The sequence below is a fragment of the uncultured Amaricoccus sp. genome, assembly GCF_937891315.1.
Classification (GTDB): Bacteria; Pseudomonadota; Alphaproteobacteria; order Rhodobacterales; family Rhodobacteraceae; genus Amaricoccus.
Genome location: NZ_CALAGI010000155.1, coordinates 1 through 19,275 on the forward strand (window position 1 = coordinate 1; position 19,275 = coordinate 19,275).

General features: G+C 68.1%; 22 protein-coding genes. 12 read left to right on the top strand and 10 right to left on the bottom strand.

Features of this window, described 5'->3' with window-relative positions:
• Together Q0480_RS14930 and Q0480_RS14935 are read left to right on the top strand one after the other, a co-directional pair.
• Positions 1 to 183: hypothetical protein (locus Q0480_RS14930; protein ID WP_299134105.1), on the top strand; the 183-nt coding region annotated here is incomplete at its 5' end.
• Positions 180 to 788 (top strand): HXXEE domain-containing protein, encoded by a 609-nt coding sequence (locus tag Q0480_RS14935; RefSeq protein ID WP_299134106.1) that lies wholly within the window; start codon positions 180 to 182, stop codon positions 786 to 788. The genes Q0480_RS14930 and Q0480_RS14935, both read left to right, overlap by 4 nt.
• Before the next feature lie 2 nt (positions 789 to 790).
• Here Q0480_RS14935 and leuC read toward each other — a convergent pair whose 3' ends face one another.
• From leuC to Q0480_RS14950, 3 genes are all read right to left on the bottom strand, one after another.
• Positions 791 to 2,197, bottom strand: coding sequence for a 3-isopropylmalate dehydratase large subunit (gene leuC, locus Q0480_RS14940; RefSeq protein ID WP_299134107.1), 1,407 nt, complete (start codon positions 2,195 to 2,197; stop codon positions 791 to 793).
• Positions 2,198 to 2,430: 233 nt separating this feature from the next.
• The gene (locus Q0480_RS14945) at positions 2,431 to 3,435 is read right to left on the bottom strand and encodes an asparaginase (protein ID WP_299134108.1); all 1,005 of its coding nucleotides are present in this window, start codon (positions 3,433 to 3,435) and stop codon (positions 2,431 to 2,433) included.
• Positions 3,428 to 3,967, bottom strand: a complete 540-nt coding sequence (locus Q0480_RS14950) for a sigma-70 family RNA polymerase sigma factor (protein WP_299134110.1) — start codon at positions 3,965 to 3,967, stop codon at positions 3,428 to 3,430. Before Q0480_RS14950 ends, Q0480_RS14945 begins: the two co-directional genes overlap by 8 nt.
• A 272-nt stretch (positions 3,968 to 4,239) precedes the next feature.
• Between Q0480_RS14950 and Q0480_RS14955 the strand changes: the two genes are divergently transcribed.
• The 3 genes from Q0480_RS14955 (at position 4,240) to Q0480_RS14965 (ending at position 6,831) form a co-directional block, all read left to right on the top strand.
• Positions 4,240 to 4,776, top strand: coding sequence for an invasion associated locus B family protein (locus Q0480_RS14955; protein ID WP_299134112.1), 537 nt, complete (start codon positions 4,240 to 4,242; stop codon positions 4,774 to 4,776).
• Between the two features lie 102 nt (positions 4,777 to 4,878).
• Positions 4,879 to 6,042 carry a 23S rRNA (adenine(2503)-C(2))-methyltransferase RlmN gene (rlmN, locus tag Q0480_RS14960; protein ID WP_299134114.1) on the top strand — a complete coding sequence of 388 codons (1,164 nt, stop codon included), beginning with the start codon at positions 4,879 to 4,881 and terminating at the stop codon, positions 6,040 to 6,042.
• 207 nt (positions 6,043 to 6,249) lie between these two features.
• Positions 6,250 to 6,831 (top strand): L,D-transpeptidase family protein, encoded by a 582-nt coding sequence (locus Q0480_RS14965; RefSeq protein ID WP_299134115.1) that lies wholly within the window; start codon positions 6,250 to 6,252, stop codon positions 6,829 to 6,831.
• A gap of 52 nt (positions 6,832 to 6,883) precedes the next feature.
• Here the strand turns inward: Q0480_RS14965 and Q0480_RS14970 are convergent, their stop codons facing one another.
• Positions 6,884 to 7,366 (bottom strand): CAP domain-containing protein, encoded by a 483-nt coding sequence (locus Q0480_RS14970; protein WP_299134116.1) that lies wholly within the window; start codon positions 7,364 to 7,366, stop codon positions 6,884 to 6,886.
• Between the two features lie 240 nt (positions 7,367 to 7,606).
• Between Q0480_RS14970 and Q0480_RS14975 the strand changes: the two genes are divergently transcribed.
• Together Q0480_RS14975 and Q0480_RS14980 are read left to right on the top strand one after the other, a co-directional pair.
• Positions 7,607 to 8,221 (top strand): L,D-transpeptidase, encoded by a 615-nt coding sequence (locus tag Q0480_RS14975; RefSeq protein WP_299134117.1) that lies wholly within the window; start codon positions 7,607 to 7,609, stop codon positions 8,219 to 8,221.
• A 148-nt stretch (positions 8,222 to 8,369) separates the two neighbouring features.
• Positions 8,370 to 8,567 (top strand): hypothetical protein, encoded by a 198-nt coding sequence (locus tag Q0480_RS14980; protein ID WP_299134119.1) that lies wholly within the window; start codon positions 8,370 to 8,372, stop codon positions 8,565 to 8,567.
• A 470-nt stretch (positions 8,568 to 9,037) separates the two neighbouring features.
• On the opposite strand, the gene Q0480_RS14985 is transcribed toward Q0480_RS14980, so the two are convergent.
• From Q0480_RS14985 to Q0480_RS14995, 3 genes are all read right to left on the bottom strand, one after another.
• Positions 9,038 to 9,727, bottom strand: a complete 690-nt coding sequence (locus Q0480_RS14985) for a YjbF family lipoprotein (protein WP_299134120.1) — start codon at positions 9,725 to 9,727, stop codon at positions 9,038 to 9,040.
• On the bottom strand, positions 9,724 to 11,910 hold the full coding sequence (locus Q0480_RS14990; protein ID WP_299134121.1) for a YjbH domain-containing protein: 2,187 nt from the start codon (positions 11,908 to 11,910) through the stop codon (positions 9,724 to 9,726). Before Q0480_RS14990 ends, Q0480_RS14985 begins: the two co-directional genes overlap by 4 nt.
• 134 nt (positions 11,911 to 12,044) lie before the next feature.
• Positions 12,045 to 12,893, bottom strand: coding sequence for an SDR family oxidoreductase (locus Q0480_RS14995; RefSeq protein WP_299134123.1), 849 nt, complete (start codon positions 12,891 to 12,893; stop codon positions 12,045 to 12,047).
• Positions 12,894 to 12,942: 49 nt separating this feature from the next.
• On the opposite strand from Q0480_RS14995, the gene Q0480_RS15000 reads away from it, so the two are divergent.
• Together Q0480_RS15000 and Q0480_RS15005 are read left to right on the top strand one after the other, a co-directional pair.
• Positions 12,943 to 13,671: a hypothetical protein gene (locus tag Q0480_RS15000; RefSeq protein WP_299134124.1), complete on the top strand. Its 729-nt coding sequence runs from the start codon at positions 12,943 to 12,945 to the stop codon at positions 13,669 to 13,671.
• A 63-nt stretch (positions 13,672 to 13,734) separates the two neighbouring features.
• A complete protein-coding gene (locus Q0480_RS15005) occupies positions 13,735 to 14,472 on the top strand; it encodes a TylF/MycF/NovP-related O-methyltransferase (protein WP_299134125.1) in 738 nt (245 codons plus the stop codon).
• A gap of 137 nt (positions 14,473 to 14,609) precedes the next feature.
• On the opposite strand, the gene Q0480_RS15010 is transcribed toward Q0480_RS15005, so the two are convergent.
• Together Q0480_RS15010 and Q0480_RS15015 are read right to left on the bottom strand one after the other, a co-directional pair.
• A complete protein-coding gene (locus tag Q0480_RS15010; RefSeq protein ID WP_299134127.1) occupies positions 14,610 to 15,221 on the bottom strand; it encodes an SH3 domain-containing protein in 612 nt (203 codons plus the stop codon).
• Complete coding sequence (locus tag Q0480_RS15015) at positions 15,218 to 15,607, bottom strand: hotdog domain-containing protein (RefSeq protein WP_299134128.1); 390 nt, start codon at positions 15,605 to 15,607, stop codon at positions 15,218 to 15,220. The genes Q0480_RS15010 and Q0480_RS15015 overlap by 4 nt, the downstream gene beginning before the upstream one ends.
• A gap of 127 nt (positions 15,608 to 15,734) precedes the next feature.
• On the opposite strand from Q0480_RS15015, the gene cysQ reads away from it, so the two are divergent.
• The 3 genes from cysQ to galU all read left to right on the top strand — a co-directional run bounded on the left by cysQ (position 15,735) and on the right by galU (position 18,430).
• Positions 15,735 to 16,529 carry a 3'(2'),5'-bisphosphate nucleotidase CysQ gene (gene cysQ, locus Q0480_RS15020; RefSeq protein ID WP_299134129.1) on the top strand — a complete coding sequence of 265 codons (795 nt, stop codon included), beginning with the start codon at positions 15,735 to 15,737 and terminating at the stop codon, positions 16,527 to 16,529.
• 9 nt (positions 16,530 to 16,538) lie between these two features.
• Positions 16,539 to 17,333 (top strand): manno-octulosonate cytidylyltransferase, encoded by a 795-nt coding sequence (locus Q0480_RS15025; RefSeq protein ID WP_299134131.1) that lies wholly within the window; start codon positions 16,539 to 16,541, stop codon positions 17,331 to 17,333.
• A 182-nt stretch (positions 17,334 to 17,515) separates the two neighbouring features.
• Entirely contained in the window at positions 17,516 to 18,430 is a 915-nt protein-coding gene (galU, locus tag Q0480_RS15030; protein ID WP_299134133.1) for a UTP--glucose-1-phosphate uridylyltransferase GalU, read from the top strand.
• Between the two features lie 356 nt (positions 18,431 to 18,786).
• Here galU and Q0480_RS15035 read toward each other — a convergent pair whose 3' ends face one another.
• On the bottom strand, positions 18,787 to 19,251 hold the full coding sequence (locus tag Q0480_RS15035; protein ID WP_299134135.1) for a PTS sugar transporter subunit IIA: 465 nt from the start codon (positions 19,249 to 19,251) through the stop codon (positions 18,787 to 18,789).
• Between the last annotated feature and the right edge of the window lie 24 nt (positions 19,252 to 19,275).

Below are 19,275 nucleotides of genomic sequence, written 5' to 3' on the forward strand. Positions count from 1 at the left end.
ATCGGCCCGGCCGAGGCGGTGCCTCGGCTTTGTCGGGCCTGCGCCTCGCGTGCCTTCGGCGCGCTTGGTCGGAAAGTCGACGAGATGGGCCGTTGGTATCAGTTTGAACCTGACCAAGGCTTTGACTTCCCGTTAACCAAGTCATCCTATGTCGGACCGGACCTCGGAGGTGTCACGGCATGAAGGACACGGCGATCGACTGGCTGGCCGGACGTTGGGTCGCTTGCGCCTTGTTCATGGCCTGCGCGCTGCTGCTCTTCGCGCCGGTCGTCTTCGTCGGCCTGACGCCGGCGCTGTTCCTGCTGTTCCTGCACAGCCCGGCCTACATGCTGCATCAGGCCGAGGAACACACGCACGACCGGTTCCGGCGGTTCGCCAACCACTATCTCTTCCATGGGCTCGACGGGCTGACCACGCGGGCGGTGCTCGTCATCAACCTGCCGATCGTCTGGGGCCTCAATCTCGGCGCCTTCTGTGCCGGCTGGCTCCTCGGGGCCGGTTGGGGGCTGGCCGCGCCCTATTGCCTCGTGGTCAACGCGCTGGCCCATGTCGGGGCGAGCGCGCGGCTGCGGGTCTATGACCCCGGCCTCGTCACCTCGATTCTCATATTCCTGCCGCTCGGTCTTCTGACCATCGCGACCATCGCCGCCCTGCCGGGGGTCGGCTTCGCCGCGCATGCCACCGGCCTCGGGATCGCACTCGGGATTCACGTGGCGATCGTGGTCAGCACGCTGCGGCATTTCAGGGAGCTTGGCCGGCCGGGCGCCGCGACGGCGCCCGCCGAATAGCCTCACATCAGCTCGCGCACGTCCGTCAGCCGGCCGGTGATCGCCGCCGCCGCCGCCATCGCGGGGCTGAGCAGATGGGTGCGGCCCTTGTAGCCCTGCCGTCCCTCGAAATTGCGGTTCGAGGTCGAGGCGCAGCGCTCGCCCGGGCTGAGCTGGTCGGGGTTCATGCCGAGGCACATCGAACAGCCGGCCATCCGCCAGTCAAAGCCCGCCTCGATCAGCTTCTGGGCGATGCCTTCCTCCTCGGCCTGCAACCGCACGAGGCCGGAGCCCGGTACGATCATCGCCCGAATTCCGTCCTTGACGCGGTGGCCTTCCATCACCTTCGCCACCTCGCGCAGATCCTCGATCCGGCCATTGGTGCAGGAGCCGATGAACACCGTGTCGATCGCAACGTCGCAGAGGCGCTGGCCGGGGGTGAGGCCCATGTATTCGAGGCTGCGCCGCGCGGCATCGACCTTGCCGCCGGCGAAATCCTCCGGATTCGGCACGGTGGCGGTGATCGGCAGCACGTCTTCCGGGCTGGTGCCCCAGGTGACGACCGGCGCGATCTTCGCGGCGTCGAGGATCAACTCCTTGTCGAAATGCGCGCCCTCGTCGGTGAAGAGCGTGCGCCAGTAGGCTTCGGCCATCTCCCACTGCCCACCCTTCGGCGCGCGCGGCCGGCCCTTCACATAGGCGAAGGTCTTGTCGTCGGGCGCGATCAGCCCGGCGCGGGCGCCGCCCTCGATCGCCATGTTGCAGACGGTCATCCGGCCTTCCATCGAAAGATCGCGGATCGCCTCGCCCATGTATTCGATGACATGGCCGGTGCCGCCGGCGGTGCCGGTCTCGCCGATGATCGTGAGGGTGATATCCTTGGCCGTGACACCGAAGGGCAGGGTGCCGCGCACCTCGACCTTCATGTTCCTGGACTTCTTCTGGATCAGCGTCTGGGTGGCGAGCACATGCTCGACCTCCGAGGTGCCGATGCCGTGCGCCAGCGCGCCGAAGGCGCCATGAGTGGCGGTGTGGCTGTCGCCGCAGACGATGGTCATGCCGGGCTGGGTCAACCCTTGCTCCGGCCCGATGATATGGACGATGCCCTGGCGCACGTCGGAAACGTCGTAGATCTCGACGTCGAAATCGGCCGCGTTCTGGCGCAGGGTCTCGACCTGGATCCGGCTTTCCTCGTTGGCGATGCCCTTGGCGCGGTCGAGATCGGTCGGCACGTTATGGTCGGGGACCGCCGTCGTCTTCTCCGGCGCCCGCACCTTGCGCCCGGTCATGCGCAGCCCTTCGAAGGCCTGCGGGCTCGTCACCTCATGGACGAGATGGCGGTCGATATAGAGCAGGGAGGTGCCGTCCGGTGCCTCATGCACCAGATGGGCGTCCCAGATCTTGTCGTAGATGGTCTTTGGTGCGGACATGCTGTTCTCCCACGCGGGGGGCTGGCGATCGAGGCGGACGACGATGGCTGGGGGCGGGTCAGGCCCCGCCGAACAGTCGCACGCCCCGCCCGAAGAACCTCCAGGGCAGGCGCGCGTGGTCGTCCATGTCGAAGAGCCGCGTCATGCGCGGTGAAATACGCCCGAATCGGCTGGCCGACAAGAGTAGCCGCTCGCCGGTGCCGGTACCCGGAAAAAGGCTTCCGCGAATGGCCTCAGAGCGGCGCGCCGTTGCCCCAGAGCGCCGCGGAGGGGCGGATCTCGCCGACGACGAGCCCCCGGCGGTTGACTTGCGGCGCGGCCATGCGGCGCAACGCGGCGGGATCGTTCGCCTCGAGCACCCCCAGCCGGACGAGCAGAGCGGCGACGGCGCATTCGCTGGCGCGGGTTCCCCCGTCCTCGATCTTCAGCGCGAGGCCGAGGCCGCGCTCCGGCCATATGGCGACGAAGACACCCTCGGCGCCGGTCTTGACGGCGACGGCGCCGCCGGTCGCCGCCATCAGTTCGGAACTGGCCGCCCCCTCGCCATCGACGAGCAGGGGATGGGCGCGCATCGCCGAGACGAGCGCGGTCGCCGCCTCGCCGCGCGCGCGCCCCAGGCCGGCGGGATCGGCCATCCGCGCCATCGCCCAGGCGAGGCCATGGACAGTGGTGGCGAAGTTCGGCGCCGAGCAGCCGTCGATGCCGTAGCCCGGGCTGGGCGCGCCGGTCATCTCTTCGAAGGCGGCGCGGACGGCGCGCTGCACGACATGCTCCGGCTCGACATATTCCGGGTCGCCGCCAAGATGGCGGTTGAGGGTGAGAAAACCCGCGTGCTTGCCCGAGCAGTTGTTATGCAGCTGGCACGGCGCCTCGAACGCCTCACGCAGGCGGCCACGTTCCTCGCGGTCGTCGGGCACCTGCGACCCGCAGCGCAGATCCGCCTCCGACAGGCCGAGATCGGCGAGCCAGGCGGCGACCCGGCCGACATGCATCGCCGCGCCCCGGTGCGAAGCGCAGGCGAGCGCCAGCTGTTCGGAGGAGAGGTCCGCCGCGCCGCTCTCCACAAGTGGCAGGGCCTGAAGCATCTTGCAGGAAGAGCGCGGCAGGATCACCCGATCCGGATCGCCCCAGGCGGCGCGGATCTCGCCGCGCGCGTCGCAGAGGACGGCGTGGCCGCGATGCGCGGATTCCGCGAAGCCGCCGCGCCAGGCCTCGACCATGCAAACGCCCTCAATCATCGCCCGACTCCTCGACCAGATCGTCGCCCAATATCCCGCGCAGGTGACGAAAGGCCAGCCGGATCCTCGACTTCACCGTGCCAAGCGGCAAGCCGAGCCGCGCCGCGATCTCGGCATGGCTCCGCCCGTCGTAGAAGGCGGCGAGCAGGATCTCGCGCTGCTCCGGACCGAGACCGGCGAGGCCGGCGCGCAGCCGCGCGTCGCGCTCCGCCGCGGCCATCTGGTCCGCCCCGTCGGGCTCGGCTTCGAGCTGGAACGCCGGATCTGTGAAATCCGGGCTCGGGCGATGCGCGCGGCGAAGATGGTCGATCCGCCGGTTGCGGGCGATGGTGAAGATCCAGGTCGAGGGCGCGGCCCGCGCCGGATCAAACGTCTCCGCGCGGCTCCAGACGATCACCATCACGTCCTGGGCGATCTCGTCGGCGTCGCCCGAACCGATGCCCGAGCGCAAGACATAGGCCTTCACCCGGTGCGCGTAGCGGCCGAACATCTCGGCGAAAGCCGCGCGGTCGCGCGCGGCGATCAGCGCCATCAGGTCCGTGTCGCTGGCGGCGGAAAGTCCGGGGGACGGCGGCGCGGACATGAAGGGACGGCCTGATTCTCGCGGTTGCGTCGGTGTTTCGAGGGGGATCGATTTCGAACTCGCCATTCGGCGAAAAACGCGCAAGGGGGTAGATAAGTTGCCAGCGGTCGAGGTAAACTAGTGGAAGGACGTCGAGAAAAACAAGCCGGACCTTGGGGCGGATCGCGAACATTCCGCTCCATCGGACACGGACCGTTGAACGAGCAGGAGATACTTGACCCATGACGCCGAAGTCTTTTTCCGCGATTGTGTGCTGCCTCGCGCTCGCCCCGGCGCTGCCGGCGCTGGCCCAGGCGTCGAAGCCGGTCGCGACCCACACGGACTGGAGCGTGTTCGTCGCGGGCGAACCGAAGGAATGCTACATCGTCTCGCCGCCGAAGAGTTCGACCGCCAAGCGCGACGGCAAGGCGGTCGAGGTCGATCGCGGCGATATCCGCCTGTTCGTCACCTTCCGCCCGGCCGAAAAGGTCGTGGGCGAGGTGAGTTTCAACGCCGGCTATCCGTTCCGGTCGAGCGGCACGGTCGACGTCAAGGTCGGGGGCGAGACCTTCGGCATGAACCCGGGCCCCGCGCCCGACGCGCAGACCTGGGCCTGGCCCGCCTCGCCGGCCGAGGATGCGAAGATCGTCGCGGCGCTGCGGCGCGGCTCGACCGCGACCGTCACCGGCGTCTCGGCGCGGGGAACCACGACGGTCGATACCTTCTCGCTCTCGGGCTTCACCGCGGCGGTCGGCGACGCGGAGAAGCGCTGCGGCTGAACCACCCGCGGCGCGTGGGCTGGCGGAATCGGCGCGAATTGCTTATCTAGCAGCGCAGCGGGCGCTGTCGCGTCCGCCGTGTCGAATGAAGGCGCCCGAGACATGACCGCCATCGTGCCGATCCTGCGGGACGCGCTGACTCTGCCGCGCAAGCCGCGCGCCGAGGGGCCGCGCGACCTCGTCGGTCTCACCCGCGAGGAGATGCGGGACGCGCTGGTGGCCGCCGGCACGCCGGAAAACCTCGCGCGGATGCGGGTTGGCCAGATCTGGCAGTGGATCTACCACAAGGGCGCGCGCGATTTCGACGCGATGTCGAACCTCTCGCGCGACTATCGGGCACAGCTCGCCGGCACCTTCGCCATCTCGCGGCCCGAGGTGGTGGCGCGGCAGGTGTCGGCGGACGGCACGCGGAAATACCTGCTGCGCATCGACGGCGGGTCGGAGGTCGAGGCGGTCTATATTCCGGAGACGGATCGCGGCACGCTCTGCATCTCGAGCCAGGTCGGCTGCACGCTCACCTGTTCCTTCTGCCACACCGGCACCCAGCGGCTGGTGCGCAACCTGACCGCGGGCGAGATCGTCGGCCAGATCCTCGCCGCGCGCGACGATCTCGCCGAATGGGGCAAGGCACCCACCGACAAGAGGCTGATCTCGAACATCGTGCTGATGGGCATGGGCGAGCCGCTCTACAATTTCGAGGCGGTGCGCGACGCGATGCGGATCACCATGGACAACGAGGGCCTGTCGCTGTCACGCCGACGGATCACGCTCTCGACTTCGGGCGTGGTGCCCGAGATCGCGCGGGTCGGGTCGGAGATCGGCTGCCTCCTCGCCATCTCGTTCCATGCGACGACGGACGCGGTGCGCGACCAGCTGGTGCCGATCAATCGCAAATGGAACATAGCCGCGCTGCTCGACGCCTGCCGCGCCTATCCGCGGCTCTCGAACTCCGAGCGGATCACCTTCGAATACGTGATGCTGAAGGGTATCAACGATTCAGACGCCGACGCCCGGCGGCTGGTGAAGCTGATCGCCGGCATCCCGGCCAAGATCAATCTCATCCCGTTCAATCCCTGGCCCGGCGCCCCCTATGAGCGGTCGGATCCCGAGCGGATCGAAGCCTTCGCGACGATCGTGAACCGCGCGGGCTATGCGAGCCCGGTCCGCACTCCGCGCGGCGAGGACATCATGGCCGCCTGCGGCCAGCTGAAGAGCGCCTCGGAACGAGCGCGGAGGGCGCGGGCGGAGGCCCGGCCCGGCGCGTGAGAACCGGAGACCGATCATCCATCTGATATTGCATTGAATCTCCGCGTCGCGCGGCGCTTCGCGGCCTTGGCGATCGCGCGCGATTTGCCGGAACCGTTGCAGCGGCGCCACTTCCCGAATCTTTCGAATTAGGGTTATGTCAAGCTTATCAAGCAGTAATGACGCGGTCCGAATGGGCCCGAAAACAAACAACACGTGAGCAGGCATATGAACGAGTGGACAAGAGACATCGGGGGGGCCGGAGAAGGCCATTCCTTTCCCGACGAGACGGTTTCCCGCGATCTGTGGACCCGACGCAACGCCCTGGCGCTGACGGCCGGATTTCTGGCGCTCGGCGCGGTCCCGGCGCGAGCTTCAACCTATGCGCAGACGCCGCAGCCGCGGGCGACGAGCATCGTGATCTCGAAGTCGAACCGCGTCCTGGCACTGATGGCCGGTGAAAAGACGCTGAAGCGCTTTGGCGTCAATCTCGGCTTCGCGCCCGAGGGGCACAAGCAGCGGTCGGGCGACGGCCGCACGCCGGAGGGTCAGTATTTCATCGACCGGCGCAACCCGCGCAGCGAATTCTATCTCAGCCTCGGGATCAGCTATCCGAACGCGACCGACCTCGCCCGGTCGCGGGCGCTCGGGGTCAAGCCGGGCGGCGACATCTTCATCCATGGCGGCCCGAACCGCCAGTCGCGCCGGGGCCGGGACTGGACCGCCGGCTGCATCGCGGTGACCGACGCCGAGATGGAAGAGATCTGGTCGATGGTCCCGACCGGCGTGCCGGTCTTCATCCTCGCCTGAGCCCGACCGCGAACCTTTCGCGCCGGCGCTCCCCCGATGCCGCCGGCCGAACTTACCGCCCGATCAGCTGCACCCACCAGATCTTGCCGGTCGCTTCCTGATAGAAGGCGAAGCCGAAACCGCGAGCGGCGGGATCCATGATCACCTTCCGCGTATCGGCGAAGTCGAGCCAGCTCTTCAGCACGGTGAGATCGGAATCCGTACCTTCCGCGATATTCTCGCCGGCGACCTCGCCCAGATAGCCGGCGCGGAAGGCCCGCTCGCGCGGCGAGGTCAGGTCCGAGCCGAAATGCCAGGCGCGGCCCTGCACCGACATGTCGCGGGCCTGGGTGGCGGCGGCGGCGTTGAGCTCGGCCGAATATTGCAGCGCGCCAAGACCGGCCGAGGCGCGCACCGCGTTCACCGAATCGAGCTGCCGCAGCATGATGTCCTCGGTCTCGGCCGGCGTGATGCGCGGCGTTCCCCCCTGCTGCTCGGACGCGCAACCGACGAGGAGCAAGGCGACGGCGAGGGCGGCGAGGGTTGCGCGGATCATGGGGCGAGTACCGTTCTGGTCGAGTTACGCCAATGTGCTTATCGGCTTTCGATCCGGCGTTCAAACCCATTCATGGAACCTTCGCAAGATGTTGCCGGCTTCTTGCAAAAACATCGCTGGCAGAACTGTGAATTGCGGGTTCGTGTCGTTCACCATATTGTCGCGCGTTGCGCGCCTGCGCGCGACAGGCCGTCGAACCGGCCACGACCAGGCCGGCCACATGGACCCGAGAGGACTTCGATGACCCAGGACGTTATGAACCGCCGGCGCTTCGGTCGTCTGGCCCTCGGCGCCGCGGGCGCGCTGGCGGCGAGCGCGAGCGGCGTCCTGGCGGCGACCGAGGAAGACGTGCTCCAGAACGATTTCGTGCCCGACGCCCAGGACACGCCGCGCCTGCTGCGCCGGATCTCGGGTCTCAGCACGCGCCAGTGGCAGGACTATTTCAGCGACATCTCCCAGGATGCGATCCTCTGCGACACCAGCGACCGGGTGCTGCATTACTGGGGCGCCGACGGGTTCTATCGCATCTATCCGACATCGGTGCCCCTGACCGAGGAAATGACCCGGCGCGGTCGTACCACGATTACCCTGAAGCGGCCCGATCCCGAATGGCGGCCGACCGCCTCGATGCTGGAGCGCCATCCCGGCCTGCCGGCCTATGTCGGTCCGGGACCGGACAATCCACTCGGAATCCGAGCGCTGAACCTCGGATGGCCGGCCTATCGCATCCATGGGACCAATGATATCCGCAAGATCGGGCGACAGTCGTCCAGCGGCTGCGTCGGTCTTTTCAACGAGCATATCCTCGAGGTGTACGACCGTGCTCAGGTCGGTACCCCGGTGTTGCTAATTTGACAACACATGCGATTTACTCGGGCCGCCCGTTTTCGGCGATTGAAAACGCGGGGGAAAGTTGGTTAGTGTTCGGGCATTAGCTTGTCCGCTCGCAGGTCCGGGCGAGCTAGCAGTTTCGCAGACCCGCACTCTCTGAGGAGGACAACTAATGAAACTTATCGTAACGACGGCGACGGCTCTCCTGCTGGCCGGTCAGGCCTTCGCTGGGAACCTCGTCTTCGAAGCGCCCGCCGAGCCGGTCGTGGTCGCCGAGCCCGCCCCGATGGGCGGTTCGAACGCCGCTTGGCTGATCCCGGTCATCGGTCTCGCCGCGATCGCCTACGCGATCTCGAACGACGACTCCTGATCCGATAAAGACACGCCCGCGGTCTCCCGCGCCGGCCTCCCGTCGGGGAGACCGCGGGTCGAACTCCAGAGAAATGGCAGTGCCCACGGGTGCTGCCTTTTCGTTTTGCGAGCAGGCGGGCCGAAGGCCAGCGGGGATGTGCGAGATCCCTGAGCAGCGCGGGCGCCGCGCTGCCCTCTCGCCGGCCGATCGAGATGCGAGTGGCCCGCGAGTACCAGGCCATTTTCAAAGCCTTTCCTTCACGATCTCGACCGCCGGCGAGATCGTGAAGGGCCTGCTTGCCGGAGCAGGCCCGTCTTCGACGGTCGAGCCGAGCACATTCGCCCCGATTCAACTTTTCCGGGAAATCTGACTTCTCGCGCCCTACGCAAGCCTGCGCCGCCGCGGCGCGCTGCCACCGGCGGGACGGCGCGACGGCGAGGGCATTCGCGGCGGGTCCGCGAAAAGCAGACCCTGCGAGGCCCCGCGCTTCAGCGGGGGTTTCCGGTGTAAGGCAGGACGATCTCGATATCGACCAATCCCTGCCGCGGCCCGAGCCATTGCAACGTGCGCCAGACGAAGCCGGTCGAGACATCCGCGAAATGCAGGTTCTCGAAGCTCCCGGTCGGCCCAGCGCAGGTCTCGCTGACCTGCACGCCGCGGTGGCGCTGATCGAGGATCACCATCTCGGTCACATCGCCGAACTCGAACCGGCAGGTGAAGCTCAGGATCTGGCCCGCCGGCGTGATCGAGGGGAATTCGTAGGACCGCGTCACCTGCCGCGGCCACTGACCGGGCGGAATGGCGCGGGTCAGCGGATCGGGCTGGCTGGAAGTCGCCGAGAGCAGATCCCAGCCGAGCCCGCGCGACGCGGTCACCTGCGAACCGCGCAAGGTCAGCGTCTGACGCAGGCTGGAGGCATAGGTGACATAGCCGCCGTTGTTGCTGGCGGCGAAGAGATAGGTCGGCGACTGATCGGCCACCAGCCGGGCGCGGATCGTCGCCACGTCGGCCTTGTCGATCGCGGCGCGCGTCACAGGCTGGCCCTTGGCGGCGGCCGCCTCGTCCGGCGCGTCCCACGGGTTCACGGCGTTGACCGCCTCGACGAGAATCGGATTGAAGCCCTGATTGGTGCAGCCGGCGAGCAGCAGCGCGGCCGCCGCGAGGATCCTGCGCGTCATTGCCAGAAAGTCCCCCAGCTTTGCCGCAGATGATAGCGGTCATAGTCCCGCACGATCGGATAGAGCCGGTTCGACACATCGAGATTGGCGCCGCCGTCACGCGAGACCGAAGTCAGGCCGATGCTGTTGTTGGTCTTGGTCTCGAACGGCACGGTCCAGCGGAACGGGATCTCGAGCGTCACGCCCTTGTCGAAGCTGCCCTCGCCGAAATCCTCGGACGTGACGTCGGTCAGGGTGAAATAGGCGCCGACCGCCCAGCCGTTGGCGAAGCGTCGCGTCAGGTTGACGGTGCCGCCCCAGTCGCCAGCGAGGTAGCGGCCAGCCGAGAACTGGGTCTCGAGTCCGTAGTAGCCGGTTTCCCAATAGACCGAGGCGAGGCCCATCACCACGTTGTAGTCGTAATAGCCGAAGCCGAACGCATCGTCGAAGTCGCGCTGCGCCACCCAGTTGAGCTCGGCGCCGACGCCCCAGGACTGCTCGGCCGGCTTCCACAGGATCTCGCCGCTGACGCCACCGAACATGCGCTCGATCAGGCCCACCGAGGCGCGGCCATAGAGATCGCGGTCGAGCTTGAAGAGATAGTCGGCGGTCAGCTGCGTCAGCTTCGGCGCATAGCCCGAATAGTAGCGCGGCGCGTCGCTGCGCACCGGCGGCAGGTTGGTTTCGGACGGACCGGGATCGTCCGGGACGTTGATGAAGGGCTGGCTGACGTTCGCGGTCGCCGACAGGCCGGGCGCCATCTCCAGCCGGAAGCCGAGGTCGATATTGACGCCGAGCTTGATCGGATCGTTGGGCGTCAGCAGCACGAGATAGGGCGCCGGCACCAGGCTCCAGTCGAGTGAAGGATAGGCGTCGCGCACCCACGCAGTTGGCCCGAGCGAGGGAATGGCGCCCTGAAGCCCGATGCTGTCCCAACTCTTCAGCGTGGCGCCCGGCCGATCGACCTGGCCTTCGAAATCGCTCCGGTCGATGGTCGTCGTCGTGGTGACGAGATCGTCCTGCATCATGGTGACGCGGAAGGTCTCGACCGAGGCCGGCATCCCCGCGCTGAGCACCCGGGCGGTGCGACCGATCGCTTGCGGCTCCTCGTTGAAGCGCAGGTTGGTGACGACGACGTCGACCACGGTCGGCGCGACCTTCATCTCCTCGAGCCGCATGCCCTCGGCCTTCAGCACCTCGGAAAGCGCCAACGCCAGCTGGTCGCGGGTGGCCGGGTCGCTGGCCCAGGCGGTGCCGGTCGGCGCGTTCGGCTGCCGCGCGTTCACCGGCAGCGGTCCGGTGCCGAGATCCTGTGGCGTCAGCGGCTTGTTCGGATTGCCGCTGAGATTGATATTGAAGCCGATCGCGTCGCCGTACATGTAGTAGCCGCCGATCGTCACGCCCTCGCGCCAGCGATATTCAGCGCCGAAATTGAACGGCGACTTGCGCTCGAACGTCGAGGCCGAACTTTGCTGCTCGCGGTTGTAGGCGTCGGAGGAATATTCCGCCTTCAGCGTCAGGTTCTCGATCGGCGTGCGCCATTCGACCCCGCCGAACAGCGCCGCGTCCTCGCCGTGGAAGAAGGTGCCGAAGGCCACCTTGCCGCCCTCGCCAAAGTCGTTGTCGCGCTCGCAGAAGCTGCTCGACAGGGCGCAGAACGGGTTCTTGAAGCCACCGACTCCGCTCAGCCGACCCCAGCCGACGCCGCCAGTCAGGGTGAAGTCATTCGCCACGGTCTTGGATGCGACGATATATTCGCCGGAATAGACGCCGGTGCCGAGGAAATCGCGCAGCCCGATCGCCACCGCCGGGCGCCAGCCCTTCGCATCCTCGTCGAGCAGCTGAAATTGCAGGTCGAAGCTGCGGTCGTAGAGATCGTAGGAGGGATCGTAGATGCCTTCGTCGTTGGTCTGGCCCCAGTTCTTGATCGTCGAATAGCGCAGGGTCCCGGACAACCGCGGCAGGATCTGGAAGGTGAAGTTGCGCCGCGAGGTCTCGCTGAACTGGCTGTAGCCGATCGAAACCTGACCGTCCGGCTGTGCCTGCGCGCTCGGCATGTCGATGAGGCCGGTCGTGCCGTAGAGATTGAGGCTGGGGCGCGGCAATGGCGCCTGCTGGGCCGCGACGCCGGTCACGAGCGCCAGCCCCGAGGCCGAGGCCAGCGCCAAGGTGGCAAATCCAGCGCGGAGGCGCCTTTGCGACATCCAACCTACCTCAACCCGACCTTTGGCGCCGGTTCTAGCCATATTTTGTGCGAATCCTTGGCCGATCCGCGCGGGGATTGCCAGCCTTGAATGGCATCGCGTCAACTTTGTCCGCGTGCTGTTGCCCGCGGCCCTCAACCGCCCGCCGCGAGAATGCCCCGAAGTCCCGCACGATAGTCGGGATAGAGCAGGCGCAGGCCGAGCTCCTCGCGGAGGCGCCCGTTCGCGACGCGCTTTGACTCGGCATAGAAGCTGCGCGCCATCGGCGAGAGATCGGCCGCTTCGAAATCCACCTCCGGCGGCGGCGGCAGGCCGATGAGCTCGGCGGCGTAGGTCAACACATCCTGCGGCGGCGCGGGCAGGTCGTCGGCCAGATTGTAGGCGCGTCCGGGCGCGGGCCGGGCGATCGAGGCGAGCAGCGCCTGCGCGATGTCGGCGACGTGGATACGGCTGAAGACCTGTCCCGGCTTCATCACCCGCCGCGCCGTGCCGGCCCGCAGCCGGTCGAAGGCGCTGCGCCCCGGCCCGTAGATGCCGGCGAGCCGAAAGACATGCGCGGGCAGTCCGCTCGCACGCCAGGCCGCCTCCGCCGCGACGCGCCATTCGCCCCGCGCATGGACCGGACGGAGGGCGCTTTCTTCGTCCACCCAGGCGCCGCCATGGTCGCCATAGACGCCGGTGGTCGAGAGATAGCCGACCCAGTCGGGTCGCGCCGCCGCGAGGTCCCCGGCATGGCGGAGCAGCACGGGGTCGCCCGTCGCGTCCGGCGACGCGGAGATGAGCAGGTGGCTCGCCTGCCGGATCGCCGCTCCGACCGCCGCCCCGTCCGTCCAGTCGACCGGCTCGACGCCGGCCGAGCGCATCGCCGCCGCGCGATCCCGCGATCGTGTGGTTCCGATCAGGCGCCAGCCCGCCGGCGCGCTTGCCGCCAGCGCCTCGGCCGAGTACCCATGTCCCAGCGTCAGGAGAACCCTTCCGGCCATGCCGACCTCCGCGTTGTGGCGGACCCCCATTTAGGAGAACGCGGCCCCTATGCGAAGCCTTTTCCTCGCGCTGTCCCTCGCCGCCGGCTCCGCCGGCGCGACGGCGGCCGAGATCACCCGGGTCGAGGACTGCGCGCCGGCGATCGCCGCCGACCCCGCCGCCGCCCGCGAGCAGGCATCGGTCTGGTACCGGCTCGGCGGCGGCACGGCGGCGCGGCTCTGCGAAGCCTCGGCGCTCGAAGCGATGGGCGCGGACGCCACCGCCGCCCAACTGCTGACCGGGCTGGCACAAAACACCAACCGCGTGATGAGCGTCCCGCTCCGCGTCTCGATCATCGAGGACGCTGGGCGGCTCTGGCTCGCCGCCGGTCGGGCCGATCTCGCGCGTGAAACGCTCGCCTCCGCCGACCGGCTGAGCCCGCCGTCCGCCGCGCGGCTGATCCTGCGCGCCCGGGCCGAGGCGGCCGAGGACGACTGGACCGCCGCCGAGGCGAGCCTGAGCGCCGCGCTGGCGGAGGAGCCGGACAACGCCCGCGCCCGGGCGCTGCGCGCCGCCACCCTGCGCCAGCTCGGCGACCCCGCGGCCGCGCTCGCCGAGGCGAACCGCGCCCGCGCCGAGGATCCGGACCTGCCCGAGGCGATGTTCGAAGCCGCCGCCGCGCTGGCCGAGACCGGCGACACCGAGGCCGCGAGCCAGCTCTGGCTCGATCTCATCGAGACGCACGGCGACGGCGACCTCGCGGTCCTTGCGCGCCGCAACCTCGGCGCCATTAACTAAGCGGTGGTTTGACAGCTCCGGCGCCCGCCCCTAGGGTGCCCGGCGGGTTTTGGGAAGATGTTCATGTCGCTTGAGTCACTTAAATCGATCGCGCGTATTCCGAAGCGCTACTGGAGCCGCTTCAACACGCAGTATCTCGCCCCGCGCGGACTCGGGAGCTGGCGGCCGCTGGTGCCGGTCGACACCTTCACGGTCTCGGTTTCGGAGGCGGTCGACAAGCTGCTGGAGCGCGAGTCGCCCGAGGCACTCGGCGATTACCTGGAATTCGGCGTCAGCCGCGGCACCTCGCTCTCCTGCGTCTATCGCGAGTTCCGGTCGCGCAAGATCGACCATGTCCGGATGTTCGGCTTCGATTCATTCGAGGGCATGCCCGAGGAATCGGCCGACGAAGGCTGGACGCCCGGCGCCTATCGCTCGACCCTGTCCGCGACCCGCGCCTATATGGCCTCGCAGGGCGTGAAATTCGACGGGGTGGAGCTGATCAAGGGCTGGTTCGACGACACCGCGACGCCGGAAACGCGCGAGCGGCTGGGGGTCACCAAGGTCAGCCTTGTCGACTACGACTGCGACACCTATTCGGCGACCAAGGTCGCGCTCGCCTTCAGCCTGCCGCTGATCCACGATCAGGCCGTGGCGATCTTCGACGACTGGGGCGCCCGGTCCGAGCGAAACATGATCGGCCAGCGCGAAGCGTTCCAGGAAGACATCGCCGAGCCCGGTGAATTCACCTACGAGCCGCTGCGCGCCTACAACGCCAATTCCCGCGTCTTCCTGCTGACCCGCGTCAAACCCAGCGCCTGACGGGCGCGACCCGTCGGTTCATACAGGTTTGCTAACCTGGAGAGCAGTCGTTTCGCGCCAACGGGCGCGAAACAAGCCAAAAGACTCGCGCGCACCGCGCGCGCGGTCTGGGCGGCAAAGGCCGCCCTCCCGCCACCTCAAGGCGCGATCGAGCAGCAGCCGGTGAGCAACCTCGGCGCACCCCCGTCCTCCAGCACCGCGTCGATGCCGAGCCCGAAGACCCGGTCCGACATCCCGTCCGAACATTCGCGCGGGCTGACGAAGGCGGTGATCCCCGCCACCTTGCCCCGCGCCACCAGCGCCCGCGAGGCGGGTCGCGGCACCCCCTCCAGCACCGCCGTCAGGCCGAGGACCTTGCCCGCCCCGTCCGCCGGGGAATAGCGCAGCGCCTTGTCCTCGGGCCATATCGACCAGAAAGGCTCGGTCCCGAAGCAGCGCAGCCCGCCGGGCAGCGCGCCCTCCGCCCAGGGGTCCGGCCCGGCGGTGAGATGGCTGAGCGCGACCCAGCCGCTTGTCTCGCCGATATTGATCCGTCCCCATTCGCCACCGGCGTCGCGCCCGACCACCTCCACCCCCGTCGCGTCCGGCGCCAGCGTTCCGACGACCTCCGCCTTGGCGTCGGGCGCCGCCCGGACATTGAGCTTGTCGCCCGCGCCGACCCCGGTCACGGCGAAGAGCGCCGGCGGCGTCTGCGCCGCCGCGGCCTGCGCCGCGAGCAGGAGCGCGGCGAGTACCAGAGCCGCCCTCACCCTGCCATCTCCGGCAGTGACCGCTTGCGCCCGACCTCGTCCACCGCCACGAACACGAACCGCGCGCCCGCCACCTTCATCCTTTCGTCCGCCGGCTGCCGATGCACCCAGGCCTCGACATCGATGGTCATCGAGGTGGTGCCGAGCCGGATGATTTCCGCGTGGATCGAGATGACGTCGCCGACCCACACCGGCCGCAGGAACGTCATCTCGCGCACCGCGACCGTCGCCACCCGGCCGCGGGCACGCCCCCGCGCCAGCACCGAGGTGCCGAGATCCATCTGTGCCATCAGCCAGCCGCCGAAGATATCGCCGTTGGCGTTGGTATCGGCCGGCATCGCGATGGTCTGCAGCGCCAGCGTCCCCGTCGGTTCGATCTCGGTCATTCCATCTTCCCAATGTCCCGACGCATCCGCAGCAGAAATCGCCGCCGGCTTCAAGCTCCAGGTTTGCATCACGCGGCGCGGCGGTCCATAGACGAGTCGAACCCGAGCGCCCCCGATGGAGATCCCGATGAACTACGAGAAGATCGTCGTGACCCTGCGCCGCCTCGCGCTCGAGGCCGGAGCGGTGATCATGGCGATCTACGAGGCCGACGATTTCGAGGTCCGGTCCAAGTCCGACGCCTCACCGGTCACGGACGCCGACGAAAAGGCCGACGCGCTGATCGCCGCCGGGCTCGCCGCCGCCTTTCCGGCGATCCCCGCCGTCACCGAGGAACAGCGCGACAGCCACGCCATCTCCGCGCCGGTGTTCTTTCTCGTCGACCCGCTGGACGGGACCAAGGAATTCGTGCGGCGCGGCGGCGACTTCACCGTGAACATCGCGCTCGTCGAAAACGGCGTGGCGACCCGCGGCGTGGTCTACGCCCCGGTGACCGGTCGCCTGTTCTACACCGACGCGACCGGCGAGTCGGTCGAGGAAGCGGCGCCCCACGCCCTGGACACCATCGGCCGGACGGTGCCTCTCAAGGTTTCCGCGCCCGATCCCGCCGGCCTCGTCGTCGTCGCCTCCAAATCGCACCGCGACCGGGCCACCGAGGAATATATCGCACGCTATCCGGTCAGTTCCTTCCGCTCGGCCGGCTCCTCGCTCAAGTTCTGCCTGGTGGCGGCGGGCGAGGCCGACCTTTATCCTCGGCTCGGCCGCACCATGGAATGGGACACCGCGGCCGGTCAGGCGGTGCTGCTCGGCGCCGGCGGCCGCGTGGTTCGGATGGATGGCCATGCGCCGCTGACCTACGGCAAGCCCGGCTTCGAGAATCCGTTCTTTCTCGCCTACGCGCCCGGCGTGTCGCTCGTTTCCTGAGGCCGCCCCTTGGCTCTGATCGTCATCCCCGCGCGCTACGCTTCGACCCGCTACCCCGGCAAGCCGCTCGCCGAACTGCGCGGCGCGGGCGGCGTCGCGCGCAGCCTGATCCGGCGCAGCTGGGACGCGGCCATGTCGGTGCCCGGTATCGACCGGGTGGTCGTCGCCACCGACGACCAGCGGATCGCGCAGGCGGCGACAGCCTTCGGCGCCGAGGTGGTGATGACCCCCGAGAGCTGCCGCAACGGCACCGAACGCTGCGCCGTCGTCAGCCGCGACTTCGCCGCGCATGACATCGTCGTCAATCTGCAGGGCGACGCGCCGCTGACCCCGCCCTGGTTCGTCTCCGCCCTCGTCGAAGCAATGCGCGCGGACGAGGGGATCGCCGTCGCGACGCCGGTGCTCCGCTGCGACGCCCAGGCGCTCGCAGGCTTTCTCGAGGACCGCCGACAGGGTCGGGTCGGCGCCACCACGGCCGTCTTCGATGGCTCGGGGCGCGCGCTCTATTTCTCCAAGGAGGTGCTGCCCTACACCGGGCGGCCGCTCGGCCCCGGCGAGGAGATCCCGGTCTTCCACCATGTCGGCGTCTATGCCTACCGGCGATCCGCGCTCCGCGCCTATCCGGATTGGCCCGTCGGTCCGCTTGAGACCTGGGAGGGGCTCGAGCAGTTGCGCTTCATGGAGAACGGGACTCCGGTGCGATGCGTGACGGTCGAATCCCGCGGCCAGGCCTTCTGGGAACTCAACAACCCCTCGGACATTCCCCGGATCGAAGCGATCCTCCGGCAACTCGGGCTCGATTGAGCGGCGATTGCCCAGTGCCTCGTAACGGTTCATTATCGACTTGCCGATATGCGAAATGGGGCCGTGCCTCTCCTGCGACAACGGAACCAATCTGACTTTGCGATATTCTGTAATAGGAGCTATGCCGGTGGATGCGGCCATTGGGCGCGCATGGCGGGTAAAGGGTGTGAATGGGGATATCGATGAAGAACAAGGTTACGAAGGCGGTACTTCCCGTCGCCGGTCTCGGAACGCGCTTCTTGCCAGCGACCAAATCCGTTCCAAAGGAAATCCTGCCGCTGGTTGATCGGCCGCTGATCCAGTATACGATCGACGAAGCCCGCGCCGCCGGCATCACCGAATTCATCTTCGTCACCTCGCGCGGCAAGAGCGCGCTCGAGGACTATTTCGACGGCGCGCCGGAGCTTGAGGCGGCGCTGCGCGAAGGCAAGAAGACCCACCTGCTCAATGTGCTGAAACAGACCAACATGGACAGCGGCGCGGTCGCCTATGTCCGCCAGCAGGAGCGCCGCGGCCTCGGGCACGCGGTCTGGTGCGCCCGGCGCCTGATCGGCGACGAGCCCTTCGCGGTGATGCTGCCCGACGATGTGATCGACGCCGACACCCCCTGCCTGCGGCAGATGGTCGAGGCCTATGCCGAGCACGGCGGCAACATGGTCGCGGCGATGGAAGTGCCGACGGCCAATGTCTCGTCCTATGGCATCCTCGACGTCGCCAACCCGACCTCCTCCTCCTTCAAGGTACGGGGCATGGTCGAGAAGCCGAAGGCCGATCTGGCGCCATCGAATCTCGCGGTCATCGGCCGCTATATCCTGTCCCCGGACGTGCTGACCAATCTCGACGACATGAAGGAAGGCGCCGGCGGCGAGGTGCAACTGACCGACGCGATCGCGGCCGAGATCGCCGCCCGCGACAATGTCTATGGCTATCGCTTCAAGGGTCGGCGCTTCGACTGCGGCTCGCAGGCCGGCTATCTGCAGGCAACCGTCGCCTTCGGCATCGCCCGGTCCGAGTTCCGCGAGGAATTCCTCGATTTCCTGCGCGCCTGCGTCGACCTTGAGACCCCCAAGCCCGAAAAAATCGCCGCGCGCGGCTGATCCGAAGATAAGGCACTCTGAATGGGGCCGCCCTCGCGGCCCTTTCTTGCAAAACGAGATTGACCCGCGGTTGTCGGCGCGTCACGCGGACGAAGGTCCGCCCGACCTGGGCGCCGGACAAGGCGCGGTCTCCGCGCCCGACATTTGCGATCCGACTTCGCAGCCCTCAGACGAATGCCCGGACCGCTGGGGGGTGGGCATAGGACCCCGGAACCGGCTCGCGTGCGGATCGGACCGGCCCCGCGCTCATTCGCGGCTCGACGCGCGAACCGGAGCAAACGGATTTCCGTAGCCCAACCTGATAGAAAACCCGGCGCCGTGAGGGAGTATCCCCACCGGGGCCGGCTGGGGGTCTTTCAGGCCGCCTGTTCCGCCTTGCCGTCGGTCAGAATCGCATAGATCGCCGAGGGGTCGAAGGTCGAGCGCAGCTTGGCACAGACCGCCTCGCTGCGCAGCGTGCGCGAGACGCGGGCCAGCGCCTTCAGATGCTCGGCCCCCGCCGTTTCCGGCGCGAAGAGGGCGAAGACAAGATCAACCGGCTGACGGTCGACGGATTCGAAATCCACCGGCTTCTCCAGCCGCGCGAACAGGCCGATCACATGGCTGACCCCGGCGAAGCGCGCGTGCGGAATGGCAACGCCGCGCCCGACCCCGGTCGGGCCCAGCGCCTCGCGATCCATCAGCGCCTTGTAAACCGTCGCCGACGGCAACTTGTAGACCTGCTCGGCGATGTCGGCGAGATCCTGCAGCAGCCGCTTCTTGCTGGTGGCTTTCACCGGCGCCCTGACCGCGTCTACGCTGATGATATCCGAAAGCTCCATCCCGGGCCCTCCCTCGACGGTGTA

Excerpts from the sequence above, each read along its gene's own strand:
- Q0480_RS14935 (WP_299134106.1), top strand. The coding sequence starts at position 180 with ATGAAGGACACGGCGATCGACTGGCTGGCCGGACGTTGGGTCGCTTGC.
- leuC (WP_299134107.1), bottom strand. The coding sequence starts at position 2,197 with ATGTCCGCACCAAAGACCATCTACGACAAGATCTGGGACGCCCATCTG.
- Q0480_RS14945 (WP_299134108.1), bottom strand. The coding sequence starts at position 3,435 with ATGATTGAGGGCGTTTGCATGGTCGAGGCCTGGCGCGGCGGCTTCGCG.
- Q0480_RS14950 (WP_299134110.1), bottom strand. The coding sequence starts at position 3,967 with ATGGCGCTGATCGCCGCGCGCGACCGCGCGGCTTTCGCCGAGATGTTC.
- Q0480_RS14955 (WP_299134112.1), top strand. The coding sequence starts at position 4,240 with ATGACGCCGAAGTCTTTTTCCGCGATTGTGTGCTGCCTCGCGCTCGCC.
- rlmN (WP_299134114.1), top strand. The coding sequence starts at position 4,879 with ATGACCGCCATCGTGCCGATCCTGCGGGACGCGCTGACTCTGCCGCGC.
- Q0480_RS14965 (WP_299134115.1), top strand. The coding sequence starts at position 6,250 with ATGAACGAGTGGACAAGAGACATCGGGGGGGCCGGAGAAGGCCATTCC.
- Q0480_RS14970 (WP_299134116.1), bottom strand. The coding sequence starts at position 7,366 with ATGATCCGCGCAACCCTCGCCGCCCTCGCCGTCGCCTTGCTCCTCGTC.
- Q0480_RS14975 (WP_299134117.1), top strand. The coding sequence starts at position 7,607 with ATGACCCAGGACGTTATGAACCGCCGGCGCTTCGGTCGTCTGGCCCTC.
- Q0480_RS14980 (WP_299134119.1), top strand. The coding sequence starts at position 8,370 with ATGAAACTTATCGTAACGACGGCGACGGCTCTCCTGCTGGCCGGTCAG.
- Q0480_RS14985 (WP_299134120.1), bottom strand. The coding sequence starts at position 9,727 with ATGACGCGCAGGATCCTCGCGGCGGCCGCGCTGCTGCTCGCCGGCTGC.
- Q0480_RS14990 (WP_299134121.1), bottom strand. The coding sequence starts at position 11,910 with ATGTCGCAAAGGCGCCTCCGCGCTGGATTTGCCACCTTGGCGCTGGCC.
- Q0480_RS14995 (WP_299134123.1), bottom strand. The coding sequence starts at position 12,893 with ATGGCCGGAAGGGTTCTCCTGACGCTGGGACATGGGTACTCGGCCGAG.
- Q0480_RS15000 (WP_299134124.1), top strand. The coding sequence starts at position 12,943 with ATGCGAAGCCTTTTCCTCGCGCTGTCCCTCGCCGCCGGCTCCGCCGGC.
- Q0480_RS15005 (WP_299134125.1), top strand. The coding sequence starts at position 13,735 with ATGTCGCTTGAGTCACTTAAATCGATCGCGCGTATTCCGAAGCGCTAC.
- Q0480_RS15015 (WP_299134128.1), bottom strand. The coding sequence starts at position 15,607 with ATGACCGAGATCGAACCGACGGGGACGCTGGCGCTGCAGACCATCGCG.
- cysQ (WP_299134129.1), top strand. The coding sequence starts at position 15,735 with ATGAACTACGAGAAGATCGTCGTGACCCTGCGCCGCCTCGCGCTCGAG.
- galU (WP_299134133.1), top strand. The coding sequence starts at position 17,516 with ATGAAGAACAAGGTTACGAAGGCGGTACTTCCCGTCGCCGGTCTCGGA.
- Q0480_RS15035 (WP_299134135.1), bottom strand. The coding sequence starts at position 19,251 with ATGGAGCTTTCGGATATCATCAGCGTAGACGCGGTCAGGGCGCCGGTG.